The organism is Streptomyces fildesensis (assembly GCF_016107395.1).
GTDB lineage: Bacteria > Actinomycetota > Actinomycetes > Streptomycetales > Streptomycetaceae > Actinacidiphila > Actinacidiphila fildesensis.
Genome location: NZ_JAAIKO010000025.1, coordinates 100,132 through 111,218 on the forward strand (window position 1 = coordinate 100,132; position 11,087 = coordinate 111,218).

General features: G+C 72.1%; 12 protein-coding genes. 6 read left to right on the forward strand and 6 right to left on the reverse strand.

Going from position 1 to position 11,087, the window contains the following annotated elements; all coding sequences use genetic code 11:
- Nucleotides 1–78: 78 nt before the first annotated feature.
- The 4 genes from C6N31_RS27330 to C6N31_RS27345 all read right to left on the reverse strand — a co-directional run bounded on the left by C6N31_RS27330 (nt 79) and on the right by C6N31_RS27345 (nt 1,811).
- On the reverse strand, nt 79–513 hold the full coding sequence (locus C6N31_RS27330; protein ID WP_138359353.1) for a PRC-barrel domain-containing protein: 435 nt from the start codon (nt 511–513) through the stop codon (nt 79–81).
- Nucleotides 513–1,124: a PRC-barrel domain-containing protein gene (locus tag C6N31_RS27335; RefSeq protein WP_138359351.1), complete on the reverse strand. Its 612-nt coding sequence runs from the start codon at nt 1,122–1,124 to the stop codon at nt 513–515. The genes C6N31_RS27330 and C6N31_RS27335 overlap by 1 nt, the downstream gene beginning before the upstream one ends.
- Complete coding sequence (locus C6N31_RS27340; RefSeq protein ID WP_187144907.1) at nt 1,121–1,276, reverse strand: hypothetical protein; 156 nt, start codon at nt 1,274–1,276, stop codon at nt 1,121–1,123. The genes C6N31_RS27335 and C6N31_RS27340 overlap by 4 nt, the downstream gene beginning before the upstream one ends.
- 130 nt (nt 1,277–1,406) lie before the next feature.
- Nucleotides 1,407–1,811, reverse strand: a complete 405-nt coding sequence (locus tag C6N31_RS27345; RefSeq protein WP_187144908.1) for a hypothetical protein — start codon at nt 1,809–1,811, stop codon at nt 1,407–1,409.
- A gap of 198 nt (nt 1,812–2,009) precedes the next feature.
- On the opposite strand from C6N31_RS27345, the gene C6N31_RS27350 reads away from it, so the two are divergent.
- From C6N31_RS27350 to C6N31_RS27360, 3 genes are read left to right on the forward strand one after another with little or no spacing between them, the layout of a single operon-like run.
- Nucleotides 2,010–2,285 carry a heavy-metal-associated domain-containing protein gene (locus C6N31_RS27350; RefSeq protein ID WP_187145296.1) on the forward strand — a complete coding sequence of 92 codons (276 nt, stop codon included), beginning with the start codon at nt 2,010–2,012 and terminating at the stop codon, nt 2,283–2,285.
- Nucleotides 2,282–2,428, forward strand: a complete 147-nt coding sequence (locus C6N31_RS27355; protein WP_164294349.1) for a hypothetical protein — start codon at nt 2,282–2,284, stop codon at nt 2,426–2,428. The genes C6N31_RS27350 and C6N31_RS27355 overlap by 4 nt, the downstream gene beginning before the upstream one ends.
- 58 nt (nt 2,429–2,486) lie before the next feature.
- Nucleotides 2,487–4,733 (forward strand): heavy metal translocating P-type ATPase, encoded by a 2,247-nt coding sequence (locus C6N31_RS27360; protein ID WP_187145297.1) that lies wholly within the window; start codon nt 2,487–2,489, stop codon nt 4,731–4,733.
- 36 nt (nt 4,734–4,769) lie between these two features.
- Here the strand turns inward: C6N31_RS27360 and C6N31_RS27365 are convergent, their stop codons facing one another.
- On the reverse strand, nt 4,770–5,183 hold the full coding sequence (locus C6N31_RS27365) for an SsgA family sporulation/cell division regulator (protein WP_138359345.1): 414 nt from the start codon (nt 5,181–5,183) through the stop codon (nt 4,770–4,772).
- Nucleotides 5,184–5,331: 148 nt separating this feature from the next.
- On the opposite strand from C6N31_RS27365, the gene C6N31_RS27370 reads away from it, so the two are divergent.
- Nucleotides 5,332–6,555: a winged helix DNA-binding domain-containing protein gene (locus tag C6N31_RS27370; protein ID WP_198358478.1), complete on the forward strand. Its 1,224-nt coding sequence runs from the start codon at nt 5,332–5,334 to the stop codon at nt 6,553–6,555.
- Nucleotides 6,556–6,660: 105 nt separating this feature from the next.
- Nucleotides 6,661–7,350: a rhomboid-like protein gene (locus C6N31_RS27375; protein WP_198358479.1), complete on the forward strand. Its 690-nt coding sequence runs from the start codon at nt 6,661–6,663 to the stop codon at nt 7,348–7,350.
- Here C6N31_RS27375 and C6N31_RS45955 read toward each other — a convergent pair.
- On the reverse strand, nt 7,334–9,724 hold the full coding sequence (locus C6N31_RS45955; RefSeq protein ID WP_198358480.1) for a D-alanyl-D-alanine carboxypeptidase: 2,391 nt from the start codon (nt 9,722–9,724) through the stop codon (nt 7,334–7,336). The genes C6N31_RS27375 and C6N31_RS45955 overlap by 17 nt on opposite strands.
- Before the next feature lie 260 nt (nt 9,725–9,984).
- On the opposite strand from C6N31_RS45955, the gene C6N31_RS27385 reads away from it, so the two are divergent.
- Nucleotides 9,985–10,698, forward strand: coding sequence for a GOLPH3/VPS74 family protein (locus C6N31_RS27385; RefSeq protein WP_164294345.1), 714 nt, complete (start codon nt 9,985–9,987; stop codon nt 10,696–10,698).
- Nucleotides 10,699–11,087 lie beyond the last annotated feature (389 nt).

Sequence of the window (11,087 nt, forward strand, 5' to 3'; positions counted from 1 at the left end):
CCCGCTTCGGCGGGGGCCGGGCCGCGGTGCGTCGCGGGCGGGGTGCGTCGCGGGCGGGGTGCGTCGCGGGCGGGGTGGTCAGGGTTCGCGGAGGATCAGGGCGTAGGGGCCGAGGCCCAGGACGCGTTTGCCGGGGTGGTCGCCGGTCGTGGTGCGGATGGTGAGGAGCGCGCCGGTGTCGGCGTCGAAGTCGACGTCGGAGACGGTGCCGAGGGCCTCGCCGCGTTCGTCGAGGACGCGTTTGCCCGGCAGGGAACGGTGCTTGTCGGCGAGAGGGGCCAGTTCGCCCGAGGGGGTGCCGAGGGTGGCGCCGGAGCGGACGATGACGGCGTCGGGTCCGATGGCGTGGATGTGCTCCCAGACGAGGGTGTCGCCGGAGCCGTCGGTCTTCTTGAGCCGCAGGGCCACGACGGAGGCCGTCGCCGGGTCGACGACGAAACCGTCGACGATGCCGACCGTGCGGGCCTCGGTGGCGCTGACCACCTGGCGGCCGGCCGTTTCCGAGAAGAGCATCAGACCTCCGTCCTGCGGCGGGCGCGGTACGCCTGGACCGCCGCCGCGAACCCGGGAAGGTCGTCGGCGACGAACTCGGCCGCGGCCGCCGGGATGACCAGTGCCTCACCGGAGACCGCGGTGGTCTCGGAGAGCGGGATGAACACCTTGCGCCCCTGCCGGTCGAGGGCGTCCGAGGAGGCGATCTCGTAGCCCACGACGTGGGCCGTGGTGCCCTCGACGACCTCGACGACGACGTCGGAGATCCTGCCCAGGTCGGTGCCACCGTCGGTCAGCACCCGCGAGCCGAGTACGTCGCCGCGGCCGGCGGAGCCGCGTTCCAGGACGTCGGCCCTGCTCTCGAAGACGCTCTCGTCCTTGATCATCACGGCGTCGTGGCCGAGCCCGTGCACCCCCGACCACGGCAGGCTGTGCCGCAGCGGTCCGGAGAGCAGGCCGCGGCCGCTCAGGGTGAAGCCGGCGATCCGGCCGGCCGTGCCGTCGAAGACGAGGTCCTTGACCTGCGCGACAGCCGCACCGGCCAGTGTCACGACCGGCCGCTTGGTGATCTCCGAGGCGAGCATCATCGCGGAAGAGGAAGCGGGCCCGGGCTCGTGCGTCGGCGCGGTCATTTCACGCGTCCCTTCCCGGCCCGCCGGCCGATGGCGCCGCGGCGTACCGCGATCACCCCACCGCTGCGGCGCCGTGCCTGCACGCCCGCCGCCGATCCGGCCAGTACCAGCAGGACCGCCACCACGACGACGATCCAGATCCACCAGTCCATCGCGCACCACTCCCCGCAGAATCGGCAGAATCCGTAGCCCTCTCCTCCCCTTCCCCGATCCCCCTCTCCCACTCGCGGGGAGCGGAGAAGAGGAGGGGAGATGAGGGACCTGGGTGGCGACGACCCGCGGTCAGCTGCCGAGCGCGTGCGGCGCGCGGTGCTTGCGCGGCTGCTGCAGCGGCATCTCCGGGGCGGAGGTCCGCGCCGGGTGGGCGTTGTCGGTGCGCTGCTGCTCGACCCGGGCGGCGAGGGCGTCGCGCTCGGCGGCCGCCACGGCCGCGTCGTTGCGCGCCTCCTTGAGCTTTACCGCCTTGCGGCGGCGCAGCGCGGCGCCTTCGCCCGCCATCAGCAGGCTCAGGCAGCCGACCAGGGCCAGGGCGAGGCCGGCGCAGAAGATGGAGAGCGAGTTCATCGTGATGAGGTCATGGCCCAGCAGGGCGACCGTGTAGTCGGGCCCGCCGCCCAGGTTGCCCGCGATCAATAGTCCCGTGAGTGTTCCGGTCGCGGCGAGCAGCACCAATCCCAGGAACAGCATCCGAGTCACCTCCGGTTGTCGAACGGTGGCCGAACGTGGCCGAATCCGTCGCTGCGGCGCCTACCCGGTGAGCGGCGGGCCTAACGACGCGCGGGGGCCACAGCGGGTCCGGCTTCGCTTAATACCCTGGGGGGGTATATGGTGGTCACCAGTGGACGGCGACAGCCGTCACCGCACGAGACGCATGAGGAGAACGCCATGTCCTGCTGCTCCCCCGAGGGAACCTGCCACACCGACGGCGCGACCGACGAGTCGCAGGCCGCGGGCACCGTCGTGTACTCCGTCTCGGGCATGACCTGCGGCCACTGCGAGTCCGCGGTGACCAAGGAGCTCGCGACCGTCTCCGGCGTGACCGTCGTCAAGGTCGACGTCGCCACCGGGCTGGTCACCCTCGCGTCCGAGCAGCCGCTGGACGACGAGACGATCCGTGCCGCCGTCGACGAGGCGGGCTACGAACTGGTCGGCCGGGCGTGACCGCACCGGTCAGGCTGGGCGGCTATCTGCTGATCCTGCTGGTCGTCCTCGGCGCCGCGTTCGGCCTCGGCCGCGCGGTGCGGGGGGACGGCGGCGGACCGGCCGCCCCGGAACCGCGCCCGGCCTCGCACCAGGGCATGTAGGGCATGTCGGCCCTGTTCGAAGGACCGGCCCTGATCGAAGGAGTGGAGTGAAGTGGCGATGACCACGGCGGCTGCCGGCCGACAGGTGGAGCTGGAGATCGGTGGCATGACCTGCGCCTCCTGCGCGGCACGCATCGAGAAGAAGCTCAACCGGATGGACGGCGTCACCGCGACCGTCAACTACGCGACCGAGAAGGCCAAGGTCAGCTTTGACGGCGGCGTCGCCGTGGACGACCTCATCGCCACCGTCGAGGCGACCGGCTACAGCGCCGTGCTGCCCGCCCCTCCCGCTTCCGCCGGATCCGGTCCCGAGCAGTCCGCGCCCGACGAGCTCACGTCTTTGCGGCAGCGGCTGCTCACCGCGGTCGTGCTGGCCGTGCCGGTGATCGCGATGGCGATGGTGCCGGCGCTGCAGTTCGACAACTGGCAGTGGCTCTCGCTCACGCTCACCGCGCCCGTCGTCGTGTACGCGGCCTGGCCGTTCCACCGGGCCGCCTGGACGAATCTGCGGCACGGTGCCGCGACCATGGACACGCTGATCTCGGTGGGCACGCTCGCCGCGTTCGGCTGGTCGCTGTGGGCGCTCTTCTTCGGCACGGCCGGCATGACCGGGATGAAGCACCCCTTCGAGTTCACGATCTCCCGCGGTGACGGCAGCGGCAACATCTACCTGGAGGCCGCCGCCGGGGTGACCGCGTTCATCCTGGCCGGCCGGTACTTCGAGGCCCGCTCCAAGCGGAAGGCCGGAGCGGCGCTCACGGCGCTGCTGCAGCTGGGGGCCAAGGACGTCGCCGTACTGCGGGACGGACGCGAAGTGCGCGTCCCCACCGGCGAGCTGACGGTCGGTGATCGGTTCGTCGTCCGCCCCGGCGAGAAGATCGCCACCGACGGCACCGTCCGCGAGGGCAACTCCGCCGTCGACGCCTCCATGCTGACGGGCGAGTCCGTACCGGTGGAGGTCGCCCCCGGCGACGGTGTCACCGGCGCCACGGTGAACGCGGGCGGCCGGATCGTGGTCGAAGCCACCCGGGTCGGCGCCGACACCCAACTCGCCCGGATGGCACGGCTCGTCGAGGACGCGCAGAACGGCAAGGCCGCCGTGCAGCGGCTGGCCGACCGGATCTCGGCGGTCTTCGTGCCCGTCGTGATCGCGCTCGCCGTCGCGACCCTCGGCTACTGGCTCGGCGTGGGCGAGGGCGCCTCCGCGGCCTTCACCGCCGCCGTCGCCGTACTGATCATCGCCTGCCCGTGCGCGCTGGGACTGGCGACGCCCACCGCCCTCATGGTCGGTACCGGACGCGGCGCCCAGCTCGGCATCCTCATCAAGGGCCCGGAGGTCCTGGAGTCCACCCGCGCGGTGGACACCATCGTCCTCGACAAGACCGGCACGGTGACCACCGGCGTCATGACGCTCACCGAGGTGCACGTCGCCGAGGGCGAGGACGAGAAGACCGTGCTGCGGCTGGCCGGCGCCCTGGAGCACGCCTCCGAGCACCCCATCGCCCGGGCCGTCGCGACGGCCGCCGAGGAGCGCACGGGCGGCCCGCTGCCGGTGCCCGAGGACTTCGCCAACGTCCCGGGGCTCGGGGTGCAGGGCGTCGTCGAAGGACACGCGGTGCTGGTCGGCCGCGAGAAGCTGCTGACCGAGTGGACCGCGTTCCTGCCCGCGGACCTGGTGGCCGCGAAGGCCGCGGCCGAGGCCAAGGGCCGTACGGCGGTGGCCGTCGGCTGGGACGGGGCGGCCCGCGGGATCCTCGTCGTCGCCGACGCCGTCAAGCCGACGAGCGCGGAGGCCGTGACGCGGCTGCGCGCCCTCGGCCTCACCCCGATGCTGCTGACCGGCGACAACGAGGCGGTGGCGCGGGCGGTGGCCGAGGAGGTCGGGATCGCCGCCGACGATGTCATCGCCGAGGTCATGCCCGAGGACAAACTGGCCGTCATCAAGCGGCTGCAGGCCGAAGGCCGTTCCGTCGCGATGGTCGGCGACGGCGTGAACGACGCCGCCGCGCTCGCCCAGGCCGATCTGGGCCTGGCGATGGGCACCGGGACCGACGCCGCCATCGAGGCGGGCGATCTGACCCTCGTACGGGGCGACCTGCGGGTCGCGGCCGACGCCATCCGGCTGTCGCGCCGGACCCTCGGCACGATCAAGGTGAATCTCTTCTGGGCCTTCGGCTACAACGTGGCCGCCCTGCCGCTCGCCGCGGCCGGGCTGCTCAACCCGATGATCGCGGGCGCCGCCATGGCCTTCTCGTCCGTCTTCGTCGTCGGCAACAGCCTGCGCCTGCGCAGCTTCAAGGCCTGACCTCAAGGCCTGACCTCAAGGCCTGATCCAGCGCGCCTACTCGTCCGCGAGGAGCGCCGCCAGGTCGGCTTCCAGGTCGATGTGGCGGAGCTCGTCGCCGGGCGGGACGGCCGTGTACGAGCGGGTGAGGAAGTCCTGGACGTCCTCGGTGTCGAGCTGGAGCAGGGCGATGCCCTCCGGCGAGGAGAGTTCGATCATCGTCCGCCGCTTCCCGCAGGGCCAGACGTGCACGTCGCCCTCGCCCGACGGCATCCGGAGCCCGGCCGCCAGCAGATCGCGGGCGAACGTCCAGGTGACGTCCAGGCCGTCGAGCGTCGCCGATGCCGGGAACGACATCCGCGCGGCCAGCGGGTCGTCGCACTGGTAGATCAGAGTCGCGGCGATGACGCGGTCCCCGGCCGGGGACGCGCAGAGCCGGGCCCGGAGGGTCTGGTCGATGACGGTCAGCATGAGGTGTCCCTCTCCCGCTGGGTAGTGTCCACTCCTCTCCAAGACAGGGAAATCGGGCCGGGGATTACGTGACTTCGGTCCCGATCGCTGTGATGTGCGCCACGTGCCGCTCGGGGCCGCTGTCAGAGGTGCGTGTGAGCATGGGGACATGACGGGCGACGGGGCGGTGCGGCGGATCGGCGGGGACGAGCGGCGGGCGCGGCTGGGGGTGCGGCATCGCCTGGCGCCGGGGCTGCGCGCGAAGTCCGCGGAGCAGGTCACCCGGTCGCTGGTGGCGCTGCACGCGACGGACGCGGCGACGGTCTATCTCTCCACGGCGGCCCGGCTCACCGAGCCCGGCTTCACGGATGTGGAACGGGCGCTGTACGAGGACGGTTCGCTGGTGCGGCTGCTGGCGATGCGGCGGACGATGTTCGTCGTCACTCTGGACTCCGCACCGGTGGTGTACGCGGCGGCGTCCCGCGCGATCGCCGTGAAGGAACGGGCCGGGTTGCTCAAGCACCTCGCGGAGGGCGGCGGCTGGGACGGCGCCTGGCTGTCGGAGGTCGAGGAGGCCGTGGTCGCCGCGCTGGCGGTGCACGGCGAGTCGACCGCCGCGCAGCTGGGCGGGTACGAACCGCGGCTGCGCGAGCAGGTGGTCATCGCGGCCGGAAAACCGTACGAGACCCGGCAGAACGTGGCGAGCCGCATCATCCGGGTGCTCGCGGCGGAGGGCAGGATCACCCGGCGCAGACCGGTGGGGTCGTGGACGAGCAGTCAGTTCCGGTGGACGGTGGCCGAGCCGCTCTCCGAACCGCCCGCCGCCGAGGCGAAGGCCGCGCTGGCCCGTGACTGGCTGGCGGCGTACGGCCCCGGCACCGAGGCCGACCTCAAGTGGTGGACGGGCTGGACGCTGACGGACGTGCGCAAGGCACTGGCCGCGGTCGGCGCCCAGCAGGTCGCGCTGGACGAGGGCACCGGCTACGTACTCCCCGGCGATGTGGAACCCGCGCCGGCCGCCGCGCCGTGGGCCGCCCTGCTGCCGGGTCTCGACCCGACGCCGATGGGCTGGCAGCAGCGGGGCTGGTTCCTGCCGGACGAACACCGGCCCGCACTCTTCGACAAGACCGGGAACGTCGGACCGACGGTGTGGTGGGACGGGCAGGTCGTCGGCGGATGGGCGCAGCGCCCGGACGGGGAGATCGTGTGGCGGCTGCTGCCCGGCCCCGGAAAGGGGTCGGGAAAGGGCGCGGGGAAGAGCTCGGGCAAGGGGCCCGGCAAGGAGGCGGTGGCGGCGATCGAGGCCGAGGCGGCGCGGCTCGGCGACTGGCTGGGGGACGTCCGGGTCACCCCGCGGTTCCGTACGCCGCTGGAGCGGGAACTGTCGGCCTGAGCGGACCGCGGGGGCCATGCGTGGCCCGGTGCCTTGCTGCCGTCCGGGGCGCGCCGGGAGTCATCAGAAGCCACTTATCGGACACATTCCGAGCACAATCCGAGCGTGGACACTTCCTGGCGGTCGCGCCTCACGTCGCTCCTGCGCGCCGTACGGTCCTACATCCGGAGCGCCCCCGGCACCTACATCTGGCTGGCCATCCTGTTCGTGACGACCGTCGTCATGCGCCATGTCTCGCCCTCCCAGCTGGACGAGCTGCTCGGCGAGCGGTCGACGAACCTGCACAACCTGTCGGAGGAACCGGTCAGGGCGCTGATCCGGAGCGCGCTGTGGATCAGCGGCGGCGGCTGGCTGTTCTACGCGTTCCTCTACACCGTCTTCCACGCCACCGCCGAGCGCTGGCTCGGCACCCTGCGCTGGCTGACCGTCGTCCTCATCGGCCATGTCGTGGCGACGTACATCAGCGAGGGCGTGCTGCTCTGGGCGATCCACCACGGCCGGGCGCCCCAGACCTCGGTCGACACCCTGGACGTGGGCGTGAGCTACGGCCTGGCGGTCGTCGAGGCCGTCCTGACGTACTTCCTCGTCCTCCGCTGGCGGTTCTTCTACGGCTTCTGCGTCCTGGGCTTCTACGGTCTCGCCCTGGTCCACGGCCGCACGTTCACCGACGTCGGCCACTTCACCGCCGTGCTGCTCGGCTTCGCCTGCTACCCGCTGACACGAGGGCGGCCGGGTCGCCTGGACCCGGCCGCCGTCTTCTCCCGTGCCGTCCGGCTGATCAGCCGAGACGGATGAGCTTGTCCCCGAAGGACGGCTCCTTGAGGTCCGACTGCAGTGCCACCGGCACCTTGGTCTCGCCCGTACCGCTGCCGAGGCTCAGCGTGCCGACCTCGGTCCCGGCCTTCGCCGAGTGCGGAACGCCGGACGTGCCGGCCGCCAGCTTCAGATCGGACTTCAGGCCCGACCAGCCGATCGCCGTCAGATCCTTGGTGGCGACCACCGGGGTCTTCCCGCCGAGACCGTCGTCCACATAGCCGACGACGTCGCCCTTCTTCACCACCACGGCCGAGGCGAGCGCGGCGCGCGCGCCCCTGACCAGCGTGTCGCTGGTGGACAGGGCGTACTTCAGCATGTCGTTGGGCGTCGAGCCCTTGCGCTGCTGCAGCACCACACCGAGGATCAGCCGCGGCTTGCCGTCGATGGTCTTCTGCGCCGCCCACATCAGGGCGCCGGCCGCCGGGGTGCTGGAGCCGGTCTTGATGCCGATGACGCCCGGGGTGTCCGTCAGCAGCCCGTTGTTGTTGTAGATCCTGGACACGCCGGGGATGTCGGCGTTCTCCATGGCCACCACGGAGCGGAAGACCTCGTTCTTCATGACCGTCCGCGCCAGCATCAGCTGGTCGACCGCCGTGCTCTTCGTCGTCTCCTCGAACCCGCTCGCCCCGGTGTACGTGGTGTTCTTCATGCCCAGGTCGGCGGCGGCCTTCTGCATCTTGACGACGAAAGCTTCCTGCGTGCCGGAGTCCCAGCGGGCCAGCGCGCGGGCGATGTTGTTGCCGGACGGAATCAGCAGCAGCTCCAGCATCTGCCGCTCGGTGAACTCCTGGCCGAGCTTGACCAGCACCCTGGACTCGTCGACCGACGCCGCCTCGTCCGCGGCGGTCTGGTCGATCTTGATCTTCGGGCCGGTCTCCTTCCCCTTGAGCGGGTGGTCGCGGAGGATCAGGTACGCGGTCATCACCTTCGTGACGCTCGCGATCGGCACCGGGGTCTGCGCGCCGCGCACACCCATGTTCCCGACGCCTTCGACCTCGACGACCGACTGGCCCATCACGGGCCACGGCAGCGACAGCGGACCGCCCTGGAAGGTGTACGAGGACGCCGAGGTCAGCGTCAGCGCCGGGGCCGGCAGCGGACGGAGCGACTGCGCGACCGCGACGGCGATCAGCAGCAGCACCACCAGCGGCGTCCAGATCTTGAACCGCCTGACCACCGTCCGCAGCTTCGTCTGGGGCGGCGGCGGAGTGTTCGTCAGCTCCGCCAGCAGCTTCAGCGGCTGCGCGGGCGCCGGCGGCAACGGCATCTGCCGGGTGCCCTGCGGGCCGGCGTCGGGCTGCGCGTCGGGCTGCGCGTCGGGAGCCTGGCCGAACGCGGACGGCTTCGGCGCCGGCGCCGGGGCCGAAGGGGTCGATGGGGCAGCGGGGGCGGACGGGGCTGCCGGGACGGCGGCTGCAGGGGCGGCCGGGCGCACCGGACGCTCCACCTCCGGCCATGCGAGGGCGTACGGCGACGCTGACTGCTCCTGTGAGACCCGCGGGGGCTCCGCGGGGGATTCCGTGCGCGGGGCGGCCGGCACGTCCGCCGGGGCGCTCCTGGCGGCTTTCCACTCCGGCCTGCGGTCGGCAGGCTCGGCGGCGGGCGCGTGGACCGGCTCGGCCACCGGCTCCTGCGCCGGTTCTTCCACCGGTTCTTCCGCCGGCGCCTCCGCGGAAGCATCCCGGGGCTCGTCCTCGGGCTCGGCCGCCGGCTCGTCCGGGGTCTCGTCCTCGGGCTCGGCCGCCGGCTCGTCCGGGGTCTCGTCCTCGGGCGTGGCAGGCGCTCGGGGTGCGTCGGACGCTTCGGACGCGTCCTCAGCACCCACCGGCCTTGCGTCCTCGGGCTCGTCGGCCGCCTCGCCGACGGGCTCCTCGACGGACTCGTCAACAGGCTCGTCGGCCGCCGGCTCCGGTTCCGCAAGCGAATTCTCGGGAGCGTCCACGGCCGGAGAGACGGGCGCATCGGCAGGCGCTGCGTCATCCGTCCCGTCGTGCGCGTCCTCGGGGACCGTAGGTTCCGCGATGGCGTCGTCCGGACCGGGTACGTCGTCCGGCGTATCCGGACCAGTGCCGGATGCAGACGCGCCCGACTGGCGCGGCAGGCTCCCGCGGCCGCTGTCCGCGTCCTCGCCACCGGCCCCGCCGGGGGTTCCGGAGGACACCGGGCGATCTTCAGGACGGGGGTCCGTGCCGGAGCCCGGGTCGTCGGACAGGCCGCCGTGCTCCTCGCGCACGGCTTCAGGCACCACATTCGGCCCACGGAACACCGTCAGCCTCGGATCAAGCGCCTTCTTGTCGGCCGCCACCCCCGACGACTCCTGCTGCTGCTCCCTGCCGGGGGACTCGCCCGCCACGCAGACCTCCTCCACACATCGCGAGGGGCGGTCCCGTGCACGACGCACGACGCCCCATCTCACTCCACCAGTTTCCAGTTCCCGGCCTGGAAGCCCCTAACAGACCCGCCGGAACCATTCGCGGCCCGTCTGCGACACCACCGCTCACCCCCTAGACGAGAACGACATACCAGTCGGTTCCATCCCGAACACTCCAGGCGCTCTCGACAGATGAATGTGAGAGGCGTCACCCTGTCATTCATCCACGCGGGGAGGCATGGATGGGCAAGAGCCGCAGAACGATTCCGGAAGAGCTGTTGCTGCTCGCTCTGGACCCGACGACCGGGACCACAGCGCAGCCGCAGTCGCTCGACCTCGGCCTCGCCGGGGCACAGCTCGTCGAGCTGGCCCTGGCTGGACGGATAGCCCCTGATGGGGATCGTATCGCCGTGGTACACCCACGGCCGACAGGAGATCCGACACTGGACTCCGCGCTCGAGCTGCTGCGCCGTCGTGGCAGTCCGGTTCGCGCTGTCCACTGGATCGGCGGGCCCCGCCTGGGGCTGCGCCAGACGTATCTCGCGCATCTGGAGCGGTGCGGCATGGTGCATGCCGTAGCGGGACAGATGTGCGGGGTGCTGCCGACGACTCGCTACCAGGCGAGCGACAGCGAGGTCAGCCGGGACATCAGAGCCCGGCTCGACAACGCGATCCGCACCGGCGTCCCGCCGGACCCGCGGACCGCGGCTCTCGCTGCCCTCGCCCACGCGGTGGGCCTCGGCAAGCACCTGTATCCGGGGAACGAGGGCCGGTCATCGCGATCGCGCCTGCGGGACCTGATCAGATACGACCCGATGGGCGGTCTCGTCGCGCACGCCGTCATGGACGTGCAGAACGGCGCCGCGGCACAGCCGAAGCGGGCTCCCGTGCAGGGACGGCCCGCAGCGGTGGGGCCGGCCGGGCACAACAGCATGGCCCGGGCCGGAGCGCGATAGCGGCGCCCCGGAGCAGTGCGCGGGGCGAAGTTCGCAGTTCGCGGTACCCGGCAGATGAGCAGCACGCAGACAGCAGGGACGGCAGGCAAGGGCACGGTGTCCGGCGGCAGGGACCGGACACCGAAGGCCCGCCGTCCTCAGCGACCCTCCCCCGGCCCTCGGGCCCGGGGAAATCCAGGGAACCGCTACGACGCGCGGGGTGGGGCACCGGTCAACGCCGGTCCCCCACCCCGCGCGTTGCGTTTGCGCAGTTCGTACGACCAATCGCCAGCGCGGTGATGACCGGTAGTGGCAGGCTGCTGACCAGCAGTAGACGGCCAGAAGCGAGGCGGCCGTACAAAGAGCAGTACGGAACCGGAGGTGCACTCCCTGTGGTCGCCAATGCCAAT